Source organism: Bacillus sp. FSL M7-0791 (assembly GCF_038627085.1).
GTDB classification, from domain to species: Bacteria; Bacillota; Bacilli; order Bacillales; family Bacillaceae; genus Bacillus; species Bacillus safensis.
Window position 1 is genome coordinate 382,845 of record NZ_CP152022.1, and the last position, 26,247, is coordinate 409,091.

The 26,247-nt window shown below is 43.6% G+C and carries 8 protein-coding genes; 4 read left to right on the forward strand and 4 right to left on the reverse strand.

Features of this window, described 5'->3' with window-relative positions; genetic code table 11:
* Nucleotides 1–8: 8 nt before the first annotated feature.
* The 4 genes from MHI08_RS01925 to MHI08_RS01940 all read left to right on the forward strand — a co-directional run bounded on the left by MHI08_RS01925 (nt 9) and on the right by MHI08_RS01940 (nt 22,995).
* Nucleotides 9–3,842 carry an amino acid adenylation domain-containing protein gene (locus MHI08_RS01925; protein WP_342499936.1) on the forward strand — a complete coding sequence of 1,278 codons (3,834 nt, stop codon included), beginning with the start codon at nt 9–11 and terminating at the stop codon, nt 3,840–3,842.
* A gap of 63 nt (nt 3,843–3,905) precedes the next feature.
* Complete coding sequence (locus tag MHI08_RS01930) at nt 3,906–14,039, forward strand: amino acid adenylation domain-containing protein (protein WP_342499937.1); 10,134 nt, start codon at nt 3,906–3,908, stop codon at nt 14,037–14,039.
* Between the two features lie 13 nt (nt 14,040–14,052).
* Entirely contained in the window at nt 14,053–22,248 is an 8,196-nt protein-coding gene (locus MHI08_RS01935) for an amino acid adenylation domain-containing protein (protein WP_342499938.1), read from the forward strand.
* Nucleotides 22,249–22,254: 6 nt separating this feature from the next.
* A complete protein-coding gene (locus MHI08_RS01940) occupies nt 22,255–22,995 on the forward strand; it encodes an alpha/beta fold hydrolase (protein WP_342499939.1) in 741 nt (246 codons plus the stop codon).
* 30 nt (nt 22,996–23,025) lie between these two features.
* Here the strand turns inward: MHI08_RS01940 and MHI08_RS01945 are convergent, their stop codons facing one another.
* From MHI08_RS01945 to MHI08_RS01960, 4 genes are read right to left on the reverse strand one after another with little or no spacing between them, the layout of a single operon-like run.
* A complete protein-coding gene (locus MHI08_RS01945; protein WP_342499940.1) occupies nt 23,026–23,565 on the reverse strand; it encodes a hypothetical protein in 540 nt (179 codons plus the stop codon).
* A 20-nt stretch (nt 23,566–23,585) separates the two neighbouring features.
* The gene (locus tag MHI08_RS01950; RefSeq protein ID WP_034622973.1) at nt 23,586–24,119 is read right to left on the reverse strand and encodes a stage II sporulation protein M; all 534 of its coding nucleotides are present in this window, start codon (nt 24,117–24,119) and stop codon (nt 23,586–23,588) included.
* Complete coding sequence (locus MHI08_RS01955; RefSeq protein WP_041116637.1) at nt 24,076–24,765, reverse strand: ABC transporter ATP-binding protein; 690 nt, start codon at nt 24,763–24,765, stop codon at nt 24,076–24,078. The genes MHI08_RS01950 and MHI08_RS01955 overlap by 44 nt, the downstream gene beginning before the upstream one ends.
* Nucleotides 24,766–24,773: 8 nt before the next feature.
* Nucleotides 24,774–26,198 (reverse strand): hypothetical protein, encoded by a 1,425-nt coding sequence (locus MHI08_RS01960; protein ID WP_087975287.1) that lies wholly within the window; start codon nt 26,196–26,198, stop codon nt 24,774–24,776.
* Nucleotides 26,199–26,247 lie beyond the last annotated feature (49 nt).

Below are 26,247 nucleotides of genomic sequence, written 5' to 3' on the forward strand. Positions count from 1 at the left end.
TGAAATAGATGAGTCAATTTAAAAGGGATCAAGTTCAAGACATGTATTATCTGTCACCGATGCAAGAAGGAATGCTGTTTCATACCCTCCATCATCAGGAAAAGGGCTTTTATGTAGAGCAAATGGATATGAACGTTAAGGGCACACTACGTTATGACTTACTTGAGAAAAGCATGAATATCATCGTGGAGCGGTACGATATTTTTCGTACCGTGTTTCTCCACGAAAAAGTAAAGCGCCCTGTCCAAGTTGTACTAAAAGAACGTCCTTTTACACTTGATGTTGTGGACTTGCAAGATCTTTCTGAAGACGAACAACTTGAACGTATAGAGAAATTCAAACAACAGGATCAGCTGAGAGGATTTGACCTCTCGAAGGATTCTCTCATGCGGGCATCCGTTTTCCAAACGGGCCCTGCCAGCTATCGCTGGATATGGAGCTATCATCATATCCTTCTGGATGGCTGGTGCTTTGGACTTGTGGTGCAGGAGTTATTTGCGATTTATCATGCACTTTTACATGACGTCCCTTACAAGTTAGAGCCGGTCAAACCATATAAAGAATATATAAAGTGGCTGGAAAAACAAGATAAGCAAGCATCACTTCAATATTGGCAGCAATCATTAGCAGGGTTTGATGGACAATCGACCTTTAAAGAGCAGCGAAAACAAACGAATGAACATGAATTAGGCGAAATTGAGTGGTCCATGAGTAAAGAAGAAACGGCCGCTTTATCAGAGTTAGCGCTGCAGCAAAATGCAACGTTAAGCAGTGCGCTTCAATCAGTCTGGTCTGTTCTGCTGAGCAGATATCAGCAGTCAAATGATGTGCTGTTTGGAACAGTTGTGTCAGGACGTCCGGCAGACTTGGCTGGCGTTGACAGGATGGTTGGATTGTTCATCAATGTCATCCCAAGAAGAATTCAGCTGACAGATCACATGACATTTCGTGCACTCCTGTCAGAAACACAGCAGCAGTCTCTTGCAGCCGAGCCGCACCAATATATTCCGATTTATGATATTCAGGCAAAGACAGGTCAGCAGCAGCTCATTGATCATATTGTTGTGTTTGAAAATGTCCCAGCTGCAAAGAAGGACGAGCAAGAGGCACGGTTAGGGTTCACGGTGGAGAACATGAATGTCTATGAAAAATCAAACTATGATCTCAATCTGCTCGCATCGCCTGGAGAAGAATTACTATTGAAGCTGGCCTTTAACCAAAGAGCGTTTGATCCTCAATTTGTTCATAAGTTAAAGGAACAGCTCAGCCTATTGATACATGAGGCGGTCAAGCATCCCGATCAATCGGTTCATACACTCTCACTCGTCACGAAACAGGAAAAACAGCTGATTCTTGAGGAATGGAATGCACCTGAGCTTGAGCATGACCAGCTGTATTTATCGAAATGGTTTGAGCATAATGTCCGCAAACAGCCAAATGCAGTGGCGCTATCAGCAGAAGAGCAAACGATGACATATGCTGAGCTGAATGAACAGGCCAATCGATTGGCACGACATTTGCAAAAAAATGGAGCCGAACATCAAACGGTCATCGCCATTTTAGCCGATCGAACGCCTGAACTCATTGTCAGTCTGCTTGCTGTCTTAAAAGCAGGCGCAGCCTATGTGCCAATTGATCCCGACTATCCAGAAAGCCGCATTCAATACATGCTTAAAGACAGCGGAGCGACGCATCTTCTGACTCACTCATCCTTTATTGGTCAGGCGAAGGGACTCGGGTTTGCTGGCACGTATCTGTTTGCAGATGATCAGGAGATTTCACTAATGAGCTCAGAGAATCTGCCGCTGGAAGCAGGTTTACACGATACGGCATATATCATGTATACATCAGGCACAACGGGTCAGCCAAAAGGCATCATGACAACCCATTCCAATATTGCCCGGGTGGTCAAAAATACGAACTACTTAACCATTTCAGAAACAGATACACTACTGTCGCTATCCAACAGCGTATTTGATGGCTTTACCTTTGATGTATACGGTGCACTTTTAAACGGAGCAAAGCTTGTCCTGCCGAAAAAAGACACCATTTTAGATATGCATGAGCTGACGGAGCTGATTAAAAGAGAAAGCATTTCTGTCATGTTTGTTCCAACTGCTCTATTTAATCTTCTTATTGATGAAGAAACCGATTGGATGCGCAGTGTGCGCAAGGTGCTGTTCGGAGGTGAGCGTGCATCTATACAGCATGTGAGAAAAGCCTTTGATGTCATGGGGAAAGGCAGACTCATCAATGTCTACGGCCCAACTGAATCAACGGTTTTCGCCACCTATTATCCTGTAGATGAAGCTCCTCCAATCGAAGCGCATTCTATTCCAATCGGAAAGCCGATTAACCAAACGGGTGCTTATATATTGAGCCAGCACGGACAGCTTCAGCCGATTGGAATGGTCGGAGAACTTTGTCTCAGCGGCAAAGGGCTTGCGAAGGGGTATTTGAATCGTCCTGATCTGACAAAAGAAGCATTTATCACACATCCATTTGCTGCGGGAGAAAGGCTGTATCGTACGGGAGATTTGGCTTATTTTCGAGCAGACGGTCTGATTGAGTATGCAGGCAGAGTGGACGATCAGGTGAAAATTCGCGGCCACCGAATTGAGCTGACAGAAATTGAAGCCCACCTTCTCATGCATCCGGGTGTAAAGCAAGCTGCCCTTATGACGGATCAGCATGGCTCGCAGCATACAAGACTGCTCGCCTATATGACGTGTGAGGAGGAGTGGAAGGACAAAGTTGATGTGATCAAGTCAGGGCTGAAGGAGAAACTTCCGGCTTACATGCAGCCTCATGAGCTGATCAGACTTGAGAAAATGCCGCTGACACCAAACGGAAAGATTGATAAACGTCAGCTGCCAAAGCCGGAGACGCCTCAAGGAAACCGCCATGTGAAGCTTCCGGCCAATGAGATAGAACAAAAGCTGCTTGTCATGTGGCGTGAAGTGCTTGAACGAAATGATATCAGTACAGATGACCATTTCTTTGAGCTTGGCGGACATTCTTTAAAAGCGATGTCACTTTTATCAAAGGTGTCGAAGGAATTCGATGTTCAGGTGCCTATTCACTTGCTGTTTGAGACGCCGACAATTGAAGCCATCAGCCGTTATATTCAACAGCAGGATCATGAAGCTGCCGGCTATCTTGTATTCAATGAATCTCAAACGCCAACAGTCTTTGCTCTTCCGCCATTACCGGGCTACGGCTTTATCTATCAGGAAGCTGCCAAAACGCTTGATAGCGTTCGTTTGATCGCCTTTGACTTTATTGAAGCTGATCAACGCATGACGCAATACGTTCAGCATATCCAGCACCTTCAGCCTGAAGGGCCACTGACTTTGATGGGCTACTCTGGCGGGTGCTACCTAGCCTTTGATCTCGTTCAATCGCTTGAAAAAGCAGGACGGACGGTGGAAAAGGTCATCATGATCGATTCCTATAAGAAAATTGGTGAAAGTGATTTAGAAGGACGATCCATTGATGACGATATCGCAGCGATTGTCCATCAATCAAAGCAAAGTGAACTTGCCCAAGAAGAGCTCGTTCAAGAAGCGCTTGCTCAAAAAACGCGGGCCTACTATGAAACATTTGTTAAGGGGGTGAATCAAGGAAAGATACAAGCAGATATTGATTTCATCCAATCAGAAGAGCAAATTGATGTTCCAGACTGGATGGATCATTGGGAAGAAGCGACGACCGGTGCTTATCGCTATTATCAAGGCTATGGTCAGCATGCTGACATGTTCAAAAACAAAGAATGTGCAGCTCAAAATGCCCAGCTGATCCAAAAGATCGTCAATCAAAAAAATAGAGAAGCCGTTTTGTAAACTTTAGATCAGGCAGGGGTGCACATTAGCAGCCCTGCCTGTCAAAAAAGGAAAGGAACTCATATGAAACCATCAATTATGAACCAATCAAATGTACATGAATCAATGGATACGATTTTACAAGATGTACAGAGAACCATTTTACAAACCAACGAAATCGAACGCTTCGCTGTTTTTTCTCGGGAAAAAACCATTCGACCGCGGCCATATCACCTCTCTCATTTATTTCTCGACAATCACATGGAGCAGGAGGCCGCATCTGAATCGATACAGAAGCACACGGCTTCCCCTGCTTTAGCGGACATGCCGCCTGCCCTTTCCTATGGAGGGGATCTAGATGTTAAGGCAGGAGCCCAAACCTTGCAGGACGCCTTAACAGAGGCGGCAAAAACGACAAATGGGCTGACTTATATCGTCAATAGTGAAAATGAACTCACACAATCCTATGCGCAGTTAAAGGAGGATGCCGAGCGGGTTCTGACAGGTTTAAGGGCGCTCGGACTTAAACCGGGTGATCCTGTGTTCTTTCAGTTTTCATCCAATCATGCGATGGTAACCGCCTTTTGGGCGTGTGTGTTAGGCGGATTTGTTCCAACACTAGTGTCCGCTGCACCGACCTATCGGGAAATGAATGCCTCCGTGAAGAAACTTCATCATGCGTGGCACCTGCTGGAGCATCCGCTCATTTTAACAGATGACTCGCTGATTGATGAGGTGCAAGGCTTAGCTTTATTGTGGCATACAGACAAGTTACGTGTCGCAGCCGTTGAGCCGATGCTTTCTTTAGAAAGAGACATAGAAGCTTATCCCGCGTCACCGGATGATTCAGTCTTTTTTATCTTAACGTCTGGAAGTACAGGGATGCCCAAATGCGTAGAGCATTCTCATCGAAGCGTGCTGGCGAATGTCAAAGGAACAGTGGCAGCCAATGGGTTTACACAAGAGGATGTATCGTTAGACTGGATGCCTTTAGATCATATTGGCGGCATTGTGATGTTTCACCTTGTCAATGTATACACGGGCTGTGAGCAGGTTCGGGCAAGAACAGATGATTTTATCGCACAGCCGCTGCGCTGGCTTGACTGGATGGACCGCTACCGTGCAACGAAGACATGGGCGCCTAACTTCGCATTTGCGATGATCAATGATTATGAGAAAGACATTTCATCAGGATCTTGGGATCTTTCTGCTATGACCTGTATGATCAATGGGGCAGAAGCGGTCGTACCGAAGACGATTCACCGATTTTTACACTTGCTTGCTCCGCACGGCTTAAAGGGAGACGTCATTAGACCGGCATTCGGCATGTCTGAAATCTCTTCAGCCGTTGTCTTCTCTTTTGCGATAGAGCGGGGAGATGAAAGCAGCGGGGTTCTAACCTTTGAGGAAACATCACTCACAGAGCAGCTAAGACCAGCAGAGGCACGTGAGACAGGAACCGTCAGCTTTACAGAGCTGGGAAGACCAATTCCGGGGATCACGATTCGTATCGTGAATCATCAGCATGAGCTTCTTCCCGAAGATCATATTGGCAGTGTGCAAATTAAAGGGCCGACGACAATGAAGGGCTATTACAAGAATGACGAAGCGAATCAAGAAGTCTTTCAAACAGACGGCTGGTTTCACACGGGGGATTTAGGTTTTCTGCACGAAGGAAGGCTGACATTAACCGGTAGAGAAAAAGACATGATCATCATCAACGGGAAAAATTATCACAACTATGAAATAGAAGTCATTGCAGAGGAAGTACCCGGCGTCGAAACGAGCTTTGTAGCCGCTTGTTCCGCTCGGATGGAAGCATCTGCATCCGACGAGCTGATTCTCTTTTTTACACCGAAGCTGTATGAACCTTCTTATATCATGAGGGCAAGTCAGAATATCAAATCCCATATTGCAACAAAAATGGGGTTGTCTGCATCGCGCGTGATTCCTGTCCAGAAGCATGCCTTTCCGAAAACAAGCTCTGGAAAAATAGAAAGGGCACAGCTCAAGAAGCGATGGCAGGAAGGTGAATTCGATGAAATCATCAAGGAGCTGGACATCAGACTTGAAAATGAGCACACCTTGCCTGATTGGAGTCTACAAAAGAAGTGGACACCTGCTCCGCTTCATGAAGCGGAAAAACAAACAGAAGGGAATATGGTGATCTTTGCAGACACACTAGGGCTGGCAGATCAATTAAAATCCCTTTCAGGCAATGAGCAAACGTATATTACGGTTGAACCGGGTCAAGCATTCACACAACTTACACATACACACTTCATCATCCACCCGAATCGGCCGTCTGACTACGAACAACTCTTTGAGACGCTCCGTTCGTATGGCGTTTCGGTGAAACAAATCATTCACCTTTGGAACTACACAACTCAAGAAGACACACTTCATGCATCGTTGGCAAAAGAAGCGCAGAAAACTGGCAGTATGAGTGCATTATATGTAACAAAAGCGATCGCTGCCTATGAGGAGCCGGTAGAGATCACGTTTGTCTCTGCTCATGCGATGAATTTGCCGGAAGATCAAACACACGATGTGGAGAAAGCAACGACAGCAGGATTGATGACAGCTGTTCAGCATGAATGGCCGTTTATCAAGGTGCGGTGTCTTGATTTTTCTCTGATAGAACCGGATGCTGGCCGTTCTCATGCATCATTGATCATGACAGAGCTCACACATGACACAAGCCATCATATCGCCGCTTATCGCGAAGGTGTTCGTTATATTCCTCTTTTAATACCGTTTCATCTGGAAAAAGAACAAAGGATGAAGAAACCGCCATTTGAATCATCCGGGCTTTATGTGATGACAGGCGGGCTTGGCGGCATTGGGGGGATGCTTAGTGAGTACCTGCTGACATCCTATCAAGCGCATCTAGTGCTAGTTGGAAGAAAGGCGAGAGAGGCTTTATCTATGGAGCAGCAAGACGTATTGATTTCACTTGAGACACTAGCGGAAAAGCGCGGCGGCACAGTTCTTTATGAAAAAGTGGACATCACTGACGCAAAAGCCATTGAAGCGTTGATCTCAAAACAGGAGGCGGCTTTAGGCAAAAGGCTGCATGGCGTTATTCATTTCGCTGGCATCATTCAAGAAGAGCTGCTTCGTGACATGACGTCTGTGTCATTACATGCGATGTACGAAGCGAAGGTATATGGCACGATTGCGCTTCATGAAGCAGCCTCTAAACGGCACAATGTCTTATTCCTTTCTAGCTCGTCAGCTCGAACGTTAAAGGGCGGGATGACCGTTGGCGCTTATTGCGCGGCCAATGAGTTCGTTGAACAATTTGCTCATTATCAGAGGCTGACATCTACTGTAAAGCCGTATTGCTTTAGCTTTAGCATGTGGGATGAGACCGGAATGAGTGAAGGCTCAATGATCAAAGGCATGCTAAAAGAAAGGGGCTATCTCCCGATTCCAAAGCGGGTGGGCATTCAAACAATGCTGGCATGCTTGATGACAGATGCTCCCCTCATTTATATCGGGCTGGATCGGTCGAAGCAGGAAATTCAAGAGATGATACAGGGGGAGATCCTAACAGAGCAGGCCGTATATGTCTTTTTCAAAACTGATCAAACAAAGGCTATTGAAGAAAGACTGTATCAATCCATTTATACGTGTATACAGTCTCGGCTATCTGGTGAATATTCCGTTCATCTATATCCTGAAGAATACTGGAAAGAAACAGAGGATGGGATGCCGGACGAAGAGTATTTCAATGAATTAATAGAGGAAAGCGGACATGCTGCAGAGGACAGAGTACCTCAAACCGAGACGGAAAAACTTTTGGCACATATTTGGTCCGAACTGCTTGATGTCTCAATCATCAGCTGTGGTGATCATTTCTTTCTACTCGGAGGTCATTCGCTCAAGGCAACGCAAATGCTGTCTGCTGTTAGGCAGAAAACTGGATTTGACGTGCCGCTCGCCGTTCTTTTTGAGCATACGAGACTCGGAGAGTTAGCGGACTGGATTGATTCACATGCCAAAGCCGATGAAGCGATTCCGATACGGAAAATAGAAAAGGGTCAGGAGCTTCCGATGTCCTATGCTCAGCAAAGACAGTGGTTTCTCTATCAATTACAGCCTGATCTGCCATTATACAATAATACGATTTCCTTTCGGATGAATGGACCTTTAGATGTAAAGGTGCTTCAGCGCAGCCTGCAGCAAATGGTGCAAAGGCATGAATCACTCAGAACATCTTTTGCAATGAACGGCGATGAACCGGTACAGATCATACATGAGCATATGACTCTTCCAGCGCTTGAGGTGGTCGATGTATCAGATTTGGCATCACAGGAAGAAAAAGAACAAAAAGCGGCTGAGTGGGCGAAAAAAGAAGCGGGCACACCTTTCCGCTTAGAGCATGATGCACTCTTTCGGGTGAAACTAATTCGGCTGTCAGAAACAGATCATTTGCTGCTGATGTCCATTCACCACATCGTGTCAGATGGCTGGTCGATTGGCATTGCCGCAAAGGAGCTGTCCGAATGGTATACAGCAATGATCGAGGGGAGGGAGCCTGATCTCTCACCGCTGCCGATTCAATATGCAGATTACGCACTTTGGCAGAAGGAGTATTTGACGGGAGAAACACTGCAGAAGCAGCTTTCCTATTGGAAGGAGCAATTTGCGGTACCTGTGGAAGAGTTGATGCTGCCGTATGACTACACGCGTCCGGCCGTTCAATCCTATAAGGGAAAAACGAAAAAATACCGCTTGTCGAAGCCGCTGTCTGACCAGCTGGCTGCTCTTTCTCAGAAAACAGACAGCACCCTTTATATGACATTACTTTCGGCTTTCTCTACCTTGCTGCATCGATTGTCTTCACAGGATGAGTTTGTCATTGGATCCGTCATTGCCGGGAGAAATCGGACGGAGATGGAGCAGCTCATCGGATTTTTCGTGAATACGCTGGCACTTCGGATCGATCATAGCGGGAATCCGGCTTTCACAGAGCTATTAGAGCGAGTGAAGGAAACAACAATGGGTGCCTATGCACATCAGGATGTGCCGTTTGAGATGGTCGTAGATGAGCTGAATATTGTACGTGAGGCTGGGAAGCAGCCGCTGTTTCAGGTCATGTTCGTTCTGCAAAACCTGCCCCTTGAAGCTTCTCCGATGGGTGAAGCGACATCTGTTTTAGCCATTGAAGATAATGATACGGCCAAATTCGATCTATCTCTGTTTGTTTTTGAAGGGGCGGAAGGTCTTCAATTAAAACTGGAGTATGATGCAGACTTATTTTCTGACGACACGATGGAACGGTTCCTTCGTTACTACGAGCAGCTGCTTGCATGTATTTGTGAAAATCCAGCACAGCCAATCAGACAAATGAATTACCTGCCAAAGAAAGAGAGGAATCAGCTGCTCTATGAATGGAGCGGCACAACAGATCAACCAGCAGGCCCGCTTCTCATCACAGAACGGTTTGAAGCGCAGGTGAAAAAGACACCTCATGCGATCGCCCTCGAATCTGGGGGAAAACAGTGGACGTATCAGGAGTTACAAGAGAAAGTTGACCGGCTTGCCGCTTATCTGCAGCAGCGAGGAGTGAAGCCGCATGAACCAGTAGGGCTTCTGATCGACAGGTCGCCTGAAATGATTTTTGGGGTACTGGCGATTGTGAAAGCAGGCGGGGCCTATGTCCCAATTGATCCTGAATATCCAGAAGCACGCATTGATTATATGCTGAGGGATACAGGTATTCAGCTGTTATTGACAAAAAATGAATGGCTGAAACAAGTCTCGATCAGTCAAACCGAGCTCATTTGTCTTGATCAGGGGTATGAAGAGTTTTTATCAGAGGCAGAACTCAAGTCTGCTGCTTTAAAACCTGATGGACTCGCTTATATCAATTACACATCAGGATCAACCGGTCAGCCAAAAGGGGTTTTAATTCCGCATCAAGCGGTCATCCGGCTTGTATGTGAAACAGATTATGTCACCCTTCATGAACATACGCGTATTTTACAAATCGCGAGCTTTTCCTTTGATGCCTTTACGTATGAAATATGGGGGGCCCTGCTCAACGGGGGAAGGCTGATACTGACCGATCGAAATACGATCTTATCAATGGATACACTGGCTGACACGCTGACATCTTACAAGATCACAACAGGATTTCTGACAGTGCCGCTGTTTAACCGATTAACAGAGGAACATCCAGAAGCTTTATCTGGATTCGATACATTATTGGTCGGCGGTGATGCTTTGTCAGCTGCTCATATCCGTAAAGCGCTGCCGTATTTACCTGAAGGCCTTTTAAACGGCTATGGACCAACTGAGAATACGACGTTCTCCTGTGTGCATCACATTCGGGCAGTGGATGAGGGGCAGGTGGCGGTTCCTATCGGTCAGCCAATTGCGTATTCTCAGGCCTATGTACTAGACGACCAGCTACAGCCGGTTCCGCAAGGTGTTATTGGAGAGATTTACGTAGGCGGTACAGGGCTTGCACTCGGATATCTTGGAGATGAAGAAAAAACATCGCAATCATTTATTCCGCATCCTTTCCAAGAAGGAGCGCGTTTATATAAAACAGGCGATATGGGCCGCTGGCTGCCAAACGGCATCATCGACTGCCTTGGAAGAATCGATCATCAAGTGAAAATTCGCGGACACCGCGTCGAATGCGGAGAAATTGAAGCTACTATGCTGCGCTTTGAAGACATTATAGAATGTGCGGTCATTCCGCATCAGCATGAGAGTGGTCATAAGCGATTGATCGGTTATTTTGTCCAAAAGGGCAGCATGACCACGCATGACATTCGCCATCAATTAAAAGAAATACTGCCAGATTATATGGTGCCAAGCCTATTAATAGAGCTGGAGGAACTCCCGCTCACAGCAAATGGCAAGGTAGACCAAAAACGTCTCCCGCCGCCAGAGTGGAGACAGGAAGAAGTGGACAAACCGGCTGACAGGGCACTCAGTGAGGAAGAGCGTGTACTGGAAAAAGTATGGACTCAGCTGCTCGGTACGCCTTCGATTGGCGTGCATGATAACTACTTTGAGCTTGGCGGAGATTCGATTATTGTCATACAAATGGTGGCGCGCTTAGCACAGGAAGGCTATGTCATTCAGCCGAGAGATGTATTTGAAAAACAGACGATTTCACAGCTAGCACTTGCTATGAAGAGGTCAGATGCTGCTGCGTTCTATGATCAGTCGCCTGTCACAGGAGATGTTCGTCTGCTTCCAATCCAATTATGGTTCTTTGAGCAATCAATGACAAACCAAGATTATTGGAATTTATCAGCGCATATGGAATTCAAGCAATCCATACAGCTAAAGCAGCTGACACAGGTTCTCTCAAAAGTTGTCGATCATCACGATATGCTGAGAGCGGTATATACAAAAGCAGAAGATGGCTCGTGGATTCAAACCATTCGTGAGCCTGGCATCACCCCTTGTGTCTCCTTCTTTGATTTGACGGGTGTTTCTCAGGAGGAAGCGCTGGAACAAATCCGCATGGAGACCGCCGCCTGTCAAGGAACGTTGTCATTAGAACGGGGAGAAGTCATCAAAGCCATTCTTTTTCACACAAGTGATGGCACGTCTGAACTCTTTATCGCTGCCCATCATCTTGTAATGGATGGAATCTCATGGCGCATCATACAGGAAGACCTATTAAATGGACTGAAGCAGCTTGCGGCAGGGCAGGAAATCGAGCTTGCAAAGAAAACTGCGTCCTATCAGCAGTGGGCAGAGGCTCTTTATGAATATGCACAAACCGATCAATTACAAGAGCAGGTTCCTTTTTGGCAAAATATCATCAGTCAAGAGGAAGAGGGTTCTCCTTTTCAAACACCTGCGCTTTTCAATATAGAAGAACATGCAGAGATCCTGTCTATTCAATTGACGAAGGATCAAACAGATATTTTATTAAGACAGGCATCACAAGCGTACCGAACAGAGGTAAACGATTTACTCTTATCAGGACTCACACAAGCCGTTGGAAAGCCGCTGCTCATCACGTTAGAAGGGCACGGGCGCGAGGATTTATTTGAACAGATGGATTTGTCACGAACAGTCGGATGGTTTACAAGCTCTTATCCTATTTTTATTCCTTTTATTCAAACCGATATTGAGAGACAAATCAAAGATATCAAAGAAACCTTAAGAGCTGTGCCGCAAAAGGGAATCGGCTATGGCTTGCTTCAATATATGACAGCATCTCGTTTCCTCAAAAAGGCAGCGCCGCAAATGAGCTTTAATTATCTTGGACAGTTAGATCAAATAGACGGTGAAGCACATCTTTATTTAGCAGATGAACGAAATGGACTTGTACATGATCCAAAAGCAGAAAGACAGCATTTGATCGATGTGTACGGATATGTTGTGAACGGTCAGCTTCAGATGAATTTTATGATAAACCGTGAACTGCTTCAGTATGAAGAGGTGCGCCTGTTACCTGAACGGTTCAAAGAAAAAATGGAGGATATTTTGACGCATTGTGTAGAGACAAAAGGCGGCTTTACGCCATCTGATTTTCCAATGGTTCAGCTGACGCAAGAGCAAATCGATGAGCTTCCAGACAATGTAGTGGATGTGTATCCACTATCTCCAATGCAGCAAGGGATGCTGTTTCATGCTCTATTAGATCAAGCGTCACAGGCGTATTTTGGTCAAGTGCATATGACACTCGTAGGCTTAACGGACGGCGCAGCCTATGAAAAGGCCTGGAATCTGCTTGTGGAGCGTCATTCGATTTTGCGGACAACATTTGCTTGGGAAGGGCTAAAGGAGCCTGTTCAGTTGATTCAATCAGAAGGAAGCATTCATCTCACTCAGCACGATGTGCGCCACCTGAGCGAAACGGATCAGAAGGAAGCTATCCAGCAATATTTGCAAACAGATCGTTTAAAGGATTTCAAACTAGAAGATACGGATGAGCCGCTGATTCGTATTGCTTTATTCCATCGTGATGAAAACACATGCACGTTTGTTTTTAGCTTTCATCATATTTTAATCGACGGCTGGAGCTTGTTCAGCTTTATTGAAGAATCCTTTTCTTTGTACCGCTCTCTAGTGGATGAACGGGAGGTGGATCTTCCTGCTGTCCGTCCATATAAAGATTTTATCGAGTGGCTGCAAAAGCAGGATCAAGAGAAGGCGCTAGAGTTCTGGAAAGGTTATATGTCAGGAGTAGAGGAGGCTACACCGCTACCAGGAGACGGCGGGCAGGCTTCGGATGAAGATGGAGGTGTTGATCAACTAAGTATCAAACTAACGCCCGAGATGCAGCAGAAACTCGAAAAGATGACAGGCACGCAGAAGGTGACAATGAGCACATTGATTCAAACAGCATGGGGGCTGCTTTTGCATCTTCATTCAGGATCAGAGGATGTTGTGTTCGGAGTGACAGTATCAGGACGGCCGGCGGATTTACCACAGGTTGAAAGCATGACAGGGCTCTTTATTAACACATTGCCGCTCCGTTTGCCGATCACGCCAGAGTGGACCATTTCCAAGCTGCTGGCACATACGCAGGACACAGTTTTTCAGATGCGGGAATTCGAATATACCGTACTGCCAGATATTCAGCAGCTGACCCACATCCCGAATGGAGATTCATTGTTTAACAGCATTGTCGTGTTTGAAAACTATCCGATTGAATCTATCGAGCCATACGGGGTACGCATTTTAGACATTGCAAGTCATGAAGAAACGAACTATGACCTGACCCTTGTGGCAGTTCCGGGAGATACGCTGGAGCTTCGGGTCACATATCGCTTCAATCAATATACAGAAAAGCAAATACAAGCGCTGATGCAGCAGCTGATCCATACACTTGAAGCGATGACAGAACAAATGGAGACACCCCTCTCTTCCTTCACGATCGTCACGAATGAAGAAAAAGAGCGGATGATCACCGATTGGGCGAAAAATGCACAAGTCAACGTGCTGTACCCAGATCAAGAAGAGGTCTATTCAGGTGTGCATGATCCTTCCTGTGAGACGGAAATATATGTCCTGAGCGAAGAGCATCAGCTCATGCCGGTAGGATTTTCTGGAGATATTTTTATCGGCGCAAAGGATATTAAAGCACTTTGCGGGGAGCTTGCCGATTGGATGGAGACGCATAAAATTCCGCATCCATTCAAACATCAAACTGGCGAATACCTCTATCCGACAGGGGATGTCGGCGTTTGGATTGAAGAAAGCAAGATTCAGATTTTGGATTGGATGTAGGAGGAGAAGAACGATGCTAGTGAGTAGACGAAAAGGACATGCAGCAAATCATATCGTCAGAATCAACGGGAAACGGATAGATCTCAAAGCATTAGAGCAAGTCATGATGCTTCATTTTCCGCTTAAGGAATGTGCAATCATTCCAAAGAAAAATCAAGAAGGCAGTCTATCGCTTGTGCTATTTGCACAGGCGAAGGACGCTTCGCTGACAAGGGAGGACCTGATGAAAGGTCCACTTCATCCTCATGAAGTGCCAGCTGCTCTTGTCTTATTACCTTCTTTGCCAAAGACAGAAAGTGGAGCAGTTGACAAAGAGGCACTGCTTTCAATTGAAATCATAGATCAAGAGGAATTAAGAAAGATAGAAGAGCGCGCCAAAGCTATAGATGGAGTAGAGGAAGCGGCCGCTTTCATTGAAAGTCAGTCAGAAAAACGCACGCCCTATCACTTAAATGATCTGTTTCCTGATCGACAGCGTACTCAAGGGAACGGACCGATTTCGAAAAGTGAAGCGGGCGAAACAAAACCATCATCTCTACATGAGAAGCCGCCCGCACTTGTGTATGGCGGAGATGTGATCAAAAAACCAGGCACACCTGTCACGCTGACAGAGGTGCTGATTCGATCAGCCTTTATGTCACCAGACCGCGGGGTGACTTATTTGAAAGAAGGCGGGCGTACGTTGACCCAAACATATCCTGAATTACTAACTAGCGCTGAACGGGTTCTGTCTGGTTTAAGGGCAGCAGGACTGTCAAACGGCGATCAAGTGTTACTTCAATTGAAAGACCATCAAGATTTTATCACGGTGTTCTGGGGCTGTATTCTCGGAGGAATCATTCCGACCCCAGTCTCTGTGCCGCCTGTTTATGATGAAGTGAATCAAGGTGTGAATAAGCTGAAGGGCGTGTTTCAGCTGCAAAATGAACCTTTCATTATTACGAATGAAGCAAGTGCTGAGGACATTGCTGGGCTGCGTGAGGCATTTGAAGCGAAGGTCATGCCTATCTTAACAATTGAAGCGTTGCTGGCGTATGAACCAGATGAACAGCATTATGAGCCAGAGCCGGATGAGCCTGTGCTGCAGCTGCTGTCTTCAGGAAGTACGGGTGTACCAAAGTGTATCCGTCATCATCATCAAAGCATTTTATCTAGAATTATGGCCTTTGAGCAGGTAAACGGCTTTACACATGAGGATGTGTCGCTTAACTGGATGCCGCTTGATCATGTTGGTGGAATTGTCATGTTTCATGTACATGACGTCTACCTTGGCTGCCAGCAGATTAGTCCATCCATCGATCAATTTATCGAGCGGCCGATGGTGTGGCTGGATTGGGTAGAAACATACGGTGTCACAAGGACATGGGCACCAAACTTTGCCTTTGCCATGATGAATGAATATGAAGACGACATTCGTAAGGGAAACTGGGACCTGTCCACTCTGACTTATATCATGAATGCAGCCGAAGCGGTTGTTCCGAAAGTCACGCAGCGCTTCATGCACATCATGGGGCAGCACGGATTAAGCCGTCATGCGATGGTACCTGCTTACGGTATGTCAGAAACATCCTCAGCCATTGTTCAGTCAAAGAAATTTATGCGGAACAGTGAACAGGATGGACAGCTGACGATTGATCAGACCTCGTTAACAAGTGAGATCGAATATGTGACGCACGATCATCCGAACAAGATGACGTTTACAGAAGTCGGCACGCCGATTCCGTCTGTATGGATTCGAATTGTAGATGAGCATCACGAGGTGCTGCCAGAAGATCAGGTTGGGCGCTTGCAGGTGAAGAGTCCAACAATTATGATGGGCTACTATCAAAATGAGGAAGCCAATCAAGAAGTATTTGCGGAAAACGGCTGGTTTCACACAGGGGATTTAGGTTTTATTCATGAAGGGCGTCTCGTTCTGACAGGTCGAGAAAAAGACATCATTGTGATCAACGGCGCAAACTATTTGAATTACGAAATTGAAGCGGTTGTAGAAGAAGTGGACGGGGTCGAAGTCACCTTTGCCGCTGCGTACGGCATTTATAATCCCGAATCAAGCAATGACACGCTTGCCGTCTTTTTTGTCTCACAAAGGGATTCAATAGAGGAACAAATCGCAATAATTCAACAGATGAGAGAGGCTATTATTCGAAAAATCGGAATAGAGCCTGATCACATCATTCCGGTGAAAAAAGACCAATTTCCAAAAACGGAAAGTGGGAAAATCCAGCGTGCCCAGTTAGGCGCAGCACTAAAAGATGGAGCCTTCCGTGACATTGAACAGGCACTGGATCTTGCTTCTGAAAATGAACAAACACTCCCAGACTGGTTTTTCAAACGCATTTGGGCTAAGGAGCATATCGGTCCAACTCAGCCTATTGCTGACCATGTACTCGTTTTTGAAGATGAAAAAGGACTTTATCAATCGCTTTACGCACAATTTGAGCAAAAGAATCAGCCATATATTTCTGTGAGAAAAGGGCATGAATTTTTGCGTCTGTCCAAAGGGGTGTACCAGATAAATCCGAGAATCAAAGGGGATTACGTCAGGCTCGTTGCCGCACTTGAAGCAGATGAACTAAAGATCGGGCGCATGCTCCATCTGTGGAATGTGTCAGACAAAGAAGACATCGTTGATCCTGCGCAGTTCAAAGAGCTGCATGCCAGCACCAATCAATCCATTTTGTACTTGTATCAAGCATTGAGACAAGCAAATAAAGAGCCCATCCGTCTTGTCGTTGTGACAAAAGGCGGTCAATTTGTGAAGCCTGAAGACGATCTTCATGTGGAGAAAACGCCCCTTGTAGGTCTGCTAAAAACCATTCCGCAAGAATGGGAAGGAGCAGAGGTGTCTCATCTTGATATTGAAGCGGAGAATGTAGAACAGGATGCCAAGCATATTGCGGAAGAATTGTCTGCGATTCATATAAAAGCAGAGGTTTCTTACCGAAATGGGGACAGATTCGTACCAAAGCTTGAAAAAGTCAATATGATCGAAGCGCCTCAAACAGAAGGGTTTTTAGAATATGAAGGTCTTTATTTATTGACTGGAGGACTTGGCGGTATTGGGTTTGAGCTGTCTAAGCAGATGATCCAATTTGGCTTAAAGCTCGTCTTGATCGGACGGACATCTCTGGAAGACAGCTTGGAAAAGAAAGAAGCCTTCTCACAGCTAAAAGATGTTGGTGACGTCATTTATATCCAAGCAGATGTGACCAACTTACGTGACGTTGAACAGGCGATTTATGAAGCAGAAAAGCATTTTGGACAATCGATCCGGGGTGTGCTGCATTTAGCCGGTGCTGGCAATGTGTCTGAGCATTTTCAGCAGGCGGACAAGTATACACTGGCTCATACGTCAGAAGAGGATTTCACAAAAGAAGTGTCAGGGAAAGCAGACGGGGCATGGGTCCTGCAGGAAGCCTTTAAGTATGATCCGACAATACCGCTTGTCTTTTTTGGATCGGTCAATGGCTTTTTTGGCGGCACAACATTTGGGGCATACTCTGCGGCCAACAGCTTTTTAGATGGACTCGCGCACGCTCTCACCTTTCAAGAAGGAAGACGAGCAATCTCTTTGAACTTCAGTATGTGGGATAATCTCGGTTTGTCTAAGGGGCATACCGGAACAGCTCTCACCGTTCGCAAGGGATTTCAATTGATTGGAAAAAAACAAGGTCTCCATTCATTATGTTTAGGTGTTCGGCTCAATGAAGCGCATCTGTTTATCGGTCTGGACGGAGCAAATCCAGACATCGCCGGGTATCTTCAGCCAGCTCCAATACCGGTCTTTGAGAAAAAGCTTTTTTACACCGTTCAGCCTGGCAAAGAAGTGCATGTTGAAGAGATCACGAGCGTCTCAGAAGGCAAATGGGACATTCAGCAAGTACAGGAAATACCGAAAAACAAAGATGGCTCTATTGATCATGAAGCACTCAAATTGAATCATGACAAAAATGGACAAAGCCTTGAAAAGCAATTGCCAGAAACGAAGACAGAGCAGCTTCTTGCCGCCATATGGGAGGACATTTTAGATGTAGATCGCGTGTACAAAGAGGATCAATTCTTCGATCTTGGCGGACATTCACTAAAGGCAACTCAAACCATTTCCCGGATCAATCATGAATTTTCAATGAAGGCGCCTTTAAAAATATTATTTGAAAGCAAGCATCTGGCACATCTGGCGCAAATGGTTGATGACATCAAAGGGGCGCCAGCCGTTCAGGAAGCTAAAATTCCAAAGCTTGAAAAGCAAACAAGCTATGAACTGTCACATGCCCAGAAGCGTATTTGGTTCTTATCCACATTAGAAAAGAGCCATCATTACAATATATTAGGTGCTTGGAAGCTGACAGGACCATTACACATTCAAGCATTAACAAAAGCGATTGGCCTTTTAACAAAGCGGCATGAAGCACTTCGGGCAGTATTTAAATCACTTGGCGGCAAGCCGGTGCAACTTATTCGTGAAGACCTTCCGCCATCTGTGACAGTGGCAAATTTCTCATTATTTAATGAAAAAACAAGAGCGAGAAGACTCAAGCAGCTCATTCAGCAAGAGGCAGAACGTGTCTATGATTTAGAAAGAGGGCCTCTTGCGCAGTGGACGATAGTAGATATGGGCAAGGAGGAGTATTATCTCCTTTGCGCGCAGCACCACATCATTTCAGATGCATGGTCACTCAGCCTGCTCATTCAGGAATTAGAAGTGGCATATGACGCGCTGCTTGCAGATGAAACGCCGCAGCTCCCAGCCTTAGAAATCGAATGGACAGATTATGTACATTGGGAAAATGAACAATTAAAGCATCATCAAGAAGACCAAACCTATTGGCTCAATACGTTACAAGGTGAACTTCCAGTGCTGGAGCTGCCGTTTGACCGTCCTCGTCCGCCGGTTCAAACATTTAACGGTGCTACAGAGCAAATTGTACTGGATGAACCGCTTATCCGCCGCTTGCAGGCTTTGTCCAAGCAGCAGGGCACGACCTTGTTCATGACGATGCTGTCCGCGTACTACGTCCTGCTTCACAAACTGTCCGGACAGACAGATATCATCATTGGATCGCCTATCGCGGGTCGGGATGCCAAGCAATCAGAGCAGCTCGTTGGGATGTTTGTGAATACACTTGCGCTGAGACAGGATGTCTCAACAGCAGAGACGTTTGCTGATCTTTTGGAAAACGTGAAAGAGATGACATTAAAAGCGTTTGAGCATCAGCATTATCCATTTGACAAGCTTGTCGATGACCTTTCGTTAGATCGAGATTTAAGCCGGTCACCTATTTTTCAGGCGGCCATGGGGTATGTCACCGATTCACTTGATGTAAACCTTAAAGGGCTGACAAGTGAACATGTGATGGTCCATCATACAGTATCTAAATTTGATCTCACCCTGCATGTATTTGAACAGGAAGAGCAGCTCTCGATTCATGTGGAATACAATACGGATTTATTTGATCAAGAGACCATCCATCGTTATATGAACTATTATCTCCATGTGCTAGACGGCATGACGGCTCAGCCTGAGCGTACATTTGCTGATTATTGCTTAATGAACAAAGCGGAACAGGCGGCCATGATTATAGGGAAAAATCAAACGGATACGCCTTATCCAAAGCGTACGCTTCAAGAATTGTTTGAAGAACAGGTGCAGCGTGATCCGCATCGTATTGCCCTGTCCTATATGGATGAGCATATGACGTATGAAAGCTTGGATAAGAAGGCGACAAAGCTTGCTGCTTACTTGCAGTCAAAAGGAATTGGACCAGGCTCCCTTGTCCCGATGCTTTTTGATCGCTCCTTTGACATGATTGTGTCGGTACTAGGAATCATCAAATCTGGTGCTGCATATGTTCCGATGTCACCTGAATATCCTGATGCACGCATCCGTCTCATCGTTCGTGATACGCAAAGCGATGTGATCATCACCCAGTCTCATTTTGCAGACCGTCTAGTAGACTTTACATGTACAAAGATCGTCATGGACAAGCCAATACCAGAAACAAAAGCAGTGTATCAAAGAGAATCATCGATTATAGGTGAAGACCAGATAGCCTATGTTAATTACACATCAGGCTCAACAGGTACACCAAAAGGCGTAATGCTTCCTCATGCAGGAGTTGTCCGCTTGGTTAGAGAAACAAATTATATAAAGCTCGGTCCAGATGACAAAATGCTTCAGCTCTCAAACTATGCTTTTGATGCTTTTACATTTGAATTATGGGGGATGCTGCTGAATGGCGGTCAGCTGATTTTACTCCCAAAATATGCAGCACTGAATATGGAAGAATTAACGCAGTTCATCAAAACGTATCAAGTGACTGCCAACTGTCTGCCAACCGCTTTATTTAATCGACTGGTAGAGCACGATCCGAAAAGTGTGGCAGGCTACCGCACATTACTTGTTGGCGGGGAAGCCATGTCTAGTGAGCATGCACGAAAGGCACTGCCGCATATGGAAGGTGTGCTCGTCAATGCTTACGGTCCAACAGAAAATACGACATTAGCCACAACACATCAAGTCACACACGTGCCAGCAGGTGCAAAATCAGTTCCAATTGGTGTGCCGGTGTCGAACTCAACTGTCGTCATACTGGACGATGCGCTCAATCCAGTACCAGCAGGCGTCAAAGGAGAAATTTATATCGGTGGAACCGGTCTTGCGAAAGGCTACCTTCATGATCCAGAGCAGACAAAGGAGCGGTTTATTGACAATCCTTTTCCTGAACTAAAGGGAGACAAGCTGTATCGTTCAGGCGACCTTGGTACATGGCGATCAGATGGCACCATTGAATACCTCGGCCGAAAAGATCATCTAGTGAAAATTAGAGGCTACCGAATTGAATGCGGAGAAATTGAGACAGCCCTGCTCAAGCATCCGCAAATCAAAGAATGTACAGTCATCGCCAAAACGTATGGCAGCTCAAAACGGCTGGCGGCCTACCTTGTAACAAACGGAGAAAACCCTGTTCCGGGCTGGAAAGCCTTTTTGCAGGAAAGCCTGCCAGGCTATATGATTCCAAGTTACTTTGTCGTACTGGATGAAATGCCGGTGACAACGAACGGGAAGGTTGATCAAAAAGCACTGCCAGAGCCAACAGCAACAATTTCCCTTTCCCATGATGACGACAAACCGGTCACCGAAACGGAGGAGCGGATTGTCGCAGCTTTCAAGGAAGTGCTTGGTGTGAAACAAGTAGGTATGCATGACTCCTTCTTTGATCTGGGCGGCGATTCAATTATGAGTATTCAGGCTGTCGCCAAATTAAAAGAAAAAGGTGTTCGTGTTGATCCAAAATGGATTTTCATGCACCCGGCGCCTGCCCAGTTAGCCGCACATTTGAACACAGTGCCAGAAGCCGCTGAGAACGTCGAAAGGTCTCCGAAGGACTACGTGATTGAGCTGAAAAAAGGCGATCCAGCCGAACCGAGAATATTCTTCGCGCCGCCTGCTGGTGGAACGGTGATGGGCTATATTGATGTTGCTAAGCTCATGACACATCAAGGTGCTGTGTATGCCTTGCAGTCTCCTGGACTATATGAGGATGAAGAGCCACAATTCCTCCATTACACGGAGCTTGTAACCCTTTTTATTGAAGCTATTGAGACGTTCTACCGTCCGGGCATTGACTATCTCGCAGGGCATTCAATGGGCGGGCATCTTGCCTACGGAATGAATCAGCGGCTCTGCCATGCAGGAAAAGCACCGAAAGGACTCATCATTTTAGATACGGTGCCAGTGCTAAGAGATGAGGCAGATCAGGCACTTCATGCCGATATGAACGAAGAAGAAGTAAAAATGCTCGCACTTGTCCTTGGGATGGGGAACCTGGTCGGCATTCAGCCAGAAGCTTTACAAGGATTGAGCTTCCAAGAAGTGAAGCAGAAAATACTCAAAGAGGCAGAAAAGGATGAAGTTGTTCATCAATTCATGAATGATCAATATTTAGATAAATATTTGCAAATGCAAACGCATAATACGATCATGTCACAAGCCATTGAATTAGAAAAAGAACCATTCCCTGTGCCATTTTATATTGTCCAAAGCAGTGATCACGCAAGCGATTTCCAGAAGAAGTTCGCAGATTGGGAGGCTTATACGAAAGAGTCGTGCTCGTATTACCACATCAAAGGCGATCATGTCACCATGATGAAAAGACCGCAGGCAGATGAACTGGCACGGATTCTTCAAACGATTATAAAGGGGTAAAGACGTATGAATCAGTTATTGAAAACCTTTGAAAAAAAATCAGATCTCAATCAGCTTATTTGTTTTCCTTTTGCCGGCGGATATTCCGCCTCATACCGTCCGCTCTTTGAACAGCTAAAAGACGTGGCCGAAGTCACAGCAGCAGAGCCCCCAGGGCACGGCACCAATCTCATGCCGCTTGAATCAAGCATTGACCGGCTGGCAGAGCTGTATAAAGAAGGACTTACGGACAAATTGAACCGCCCATTTATTCTGTTTGGACATTCAATGGGAGGGCTTGTGGTATACAGACTAACCCAGCTGCTAGAAAAGGAAGGAATTTATCCTGCAGCAGTGGTGATCTCAGCCATTCAGCCTCCGCAAACAAAACGGCAGATGCTGACACATTTATCCAATGAAGCATTTGTACAGCATATTGCCGAAATGGGCGGGATTCCAAAGGAATTACTAGAGAACAAACCAATGATGGATTACTTTACGCCGTCATTGCGTGCAGACTACAAGGCGTTAGAAACCTTTCAGCACACAGATCAATCGATTATCGACACACCTGTTTATTTATTCAATGGAAAGCAAGATGAGAAATGCATGCAGGATGCAAGCGGCTGGTTAAAATGGGCAAAAACGATCGAACGCACCAATTTCGATGGAGGCCACATGTACATCAACACACACCTTGAGCCATTTGCAGAGCAGATGAGACATGTGATTGAGCTTACAGCCAAGCAGCAATTGATCAAGAATTAAGAAAAAACGACCCATCAATAGGGTCGTTTTTTACTGAGGAATAATTCTTGAAAACGCTGATATAGCTAATGAAAATAAGAATAATAAAACGAATGGGAGGTAAAATTTATAACTTCTATTTTCTTGATCTTTTAAGTAAGAATAGCACCACACACTAAATGCGACTATAACGAAAATGTTGATGTTCCATAAAAATGGAAGTGTAATCGTGCGTTCAGCATTAGATACCTTAAATAGGTATAAAATAATAACAATCAAGTTGCCTAGTAAAATGTAATAGTAAGCTAATATCCCTTTTTTAAAAATATTTTTATAGGAATCTTTTATTCCAAAAATAATAAAACTTAAAAAAATGACTAATGAAAAAAATAAAACTTCAATCATTGGCTTGAATATTTCTCCAATCACAGCAAGTGAAATACCTATCCACTTACTAACTTCAATTACATCTTGATTCCCTTCAAGTTGTAGCTCTAGTAGATTTTTATTTATTTCATCCATTTTTAATATAGAAAGGATGAAAGCTATTATACCAGAAAGCATACATACTAATAAAATGTGTTTTTTCATAATAGCACCCTTTAACAATATCAAATTTTTATAAAATAAAATTCAATCATCGAAGCAATAAATAATAAGAAAACACCGGTTATAAGCTGACTAGCATAGATTTTCCCTTTTGTTTTAAATGAAATTTTGTTTTTAGATATGATATATCCTATAATCTGTCTTGATATATCAAAAGAGACAAAATAAAAAAGGAACAAACCGACAATCTCCATCGGAGCGTGGAAAATAATATAGTATAATGCTATATCAAATCCATATATATAGGTATACGATATAAAAAATGCACCTAAGAAAAAACCATTTAGAAAAATAATCATGCTAGATAACAAACCTAAACTAACTATTCCAGATATTAATATTAGGAGTGACACAAAAAGATTATTAAAAAAAATGTCTAGATAGCTATGAATCTCAATGTTGTTTTTAAAATCTATACTATCTATAAATGTTGAAGCAAAAATACTTAAACTAAAACCTCCTAAAAATAATATGATAAAAACTGAAAAATTTTTAAGATAATTTTTCAAAAAATTTCTTTTCGAGCTGATCCTCATGAAAAGTCACTCCTGAAGATTTTTTTTCTGAGTGAATAATACTACCATTATCAATAAAAAGGATTTCATCACATAAGTCTGCTGCAAATTGAATGATATGTGTGGAGAGCAAAATGATTTTGTTGGCATCTCTGAAATTTCTTAAATGTTTTTTCATGTCAGCCATGTTAGTAGGATCAAGACCTGTAAATGGCTCATCTAATAAAATAATGTTTGGATGATGTAATATTGTTAATATAAAAGACATTCTTTGTCTCATACCTCTTGAAAGAGCAGAGGAACGGCGGTGAGTTTGTTCTTCTAATCCATATTTGCTCAATAAATCCTTGATTTGTTCATTTTCTAAAGGTTGTTCTACAAGCATAGATTGATATTTTACAAGTTCAAAACAGGTTAAGTTTTCAAATAGAGTTGGATCGTCTTCCATATATCCGACAGAAGAAAAATTTTGCTTACTATGATTTATTAATATTTGACCTTCATCAGGATTTATCAATCCAGCTACCATTTCTAAAATAGTCGTTTTTCCAGCACCATTTTTACCTAATAGTCCGATAATTCTACCCTCTTGGAAATGCATCTCAGGGATCATAACTTTAAAGTTAGACTCTTTGTACTCTTTAATTAGACCTTGAATTGATAACATACAATCCCTCACTCAAATAATGTTTTAAATGATTTGTAGTTTTTGTTGATTGTTCTATCCCAAAATTTAATCATTAAAAATAAAATGATGAATGAACAAGCAGCCATAACAGAATTTGTTAAAATGAAATATACTGTGCTGTATGAGGAAATCACTGATAAAGCTAGAATAAATCCATAACAAATATTTAAAGTCAATTTACTAAGAGAACTTGGAACTTGATAAACAAATTCCCAATTAAAATAAGGAAATACAACAGTAGAACCGACAGTACAAATACCGACGAGAATGCAAGTGTTTATTAAAGTAATCATCACGTAAAAAGGCTGATCTAGTTTTAATACAAAGCTTGAAAAAATGATATATAAAATACAAAAAAACAAGTGTAATATAATAGATAAAATTATCTTATTTTTAATTTTATTTTTCACTAAGTTAGGTAGATTCTGTTTTAAAGGAAGAATGGGTCCATCAATATCAAAAGAGACATATGGTTGTATTGCATTCGATATAATAATCATTGGAAAAATCACACTAAAAATAAACAAAAAATCATTTTCTATATTCAATGTTTCAAGCTGATTTGTATTAACACCATAAAGAATTAGACCAAATAACCCCCCAGATAAGGTTAATATGAATAATAATACTGACCATTGAATAGGGGGATTTCTCATGAGAAGCGTAATTTCATAAAACAAAATATGATTAAACTCTCTAGATGTTCTTTTTCGTTTTTCTTTTAATTCTTTTTGGGAATTAAAAATTGGTACATTACGAACATTTTTCTTCCAATTCATCAATAACAATAAACTAATGAATGTGAAGGTTAAAATAAAATATATTGAATAACTAGATAAAGAATTTGTTAATAAATTGAATCTAAATACAGTGAATACCCATAGAGCAATGAGGCCTGTAGTTATATAACCAATGCTCGATGAAATTGAGAAAAACTTTGGATTAGAAAGTAGCAACAAGACGTGTAATCTAAGTAAGTAACCTAAAATAAAAGAAGTGGCGGCGAGAGCTGCTATTGTAAAAGCTCCCTCATACCCATTTATAATTAAGTTTGCTAAGTAGGACCCTAATATGAAGAATAATACACCCACAATAGTGCTGAAAAACTTACTCATATCTTTGCCGAAAATGTATTGATCAAGATGAACTTTTAAAATAGCCATCTGTTTTTTATCAGAGGAGAAAAGTATTCTCATCAAACTCTTATCAATATTAACTGTAAACATAAATATAAACAGCGATAAATAAATTATTGATAAATCCTTAACGAAAAAAGGAGTTAATATACCTAGTAATAGTGGTGTTATTATGTATAAAAAAGCAAAAAATACAAAAATGAGAGCATTTTTTCGATGATGTCTTCTTAAATCATTGATTAACAAGATTTTTGTATATGTTAAATATTTATGCATTTACAACACTTCCATTTTAAAGGTGTATAGAGAAGGCTGTTACACCTTC

Bases quoted from the DNA above. Each gene is read 5' to 3' on its own strand.
- MHI08_RS01925 (WP_342499936.1), top strand. From the start codon at position 9: ATGAGTCAATTTAAAAGGGATCAAGTTCAAGACATGTATTATCTGTCA.
- MHI08_RS01930 (WP_342499937.1), top strand. From the start codon at position 3,906: ATGAAACCATCAATTATGAACCAATCAAATGTACATGAATCAATGGAT.
- MHI08_RS01935 (WP_342499938.1), top strand. From the start codon at position 14,053: ATGCTAGTGAGTAGACGAAAAGGACATGCAGCAAATCATATCGTCAGA.
- MHI08_RS01940 (WP_342499939.1), top strand. From the start codon at position 22,255: ATGAATCAGTTATTGAAAACCTTTGAAAAAAAATCAGATCTCAATCAG.
- MHI08_RS01945 (WP_342499940.1), bottom strand. From the start codon at position 23,565: ATGAAAAAACACATTTTATTAGTATGTATGCTTTCTGGTATAATAGCT.
- MHI08_RS01950 (WP_034622973.1), bottom strand. From the start codon at position 24,119: ATGAGGATCAGCTCGAAAAGAAATTTTTTGAAAAATTATCTTAAAAAT.
- MHI08_RS01955 (WP_041116637.1), bottom strand. From the start codon at position 24,765: ATGTTATCAATTCAAGGTCTAATTAAAGAGTACAAAGAGTCTAACTTT.
- MHI08_RS01960 (WP_087975287.1), bottom strand. From the start codon at position 26,198: ATGCATAAATATTTAACATATACAAAAATCTTGTTAATCAATGATTTA.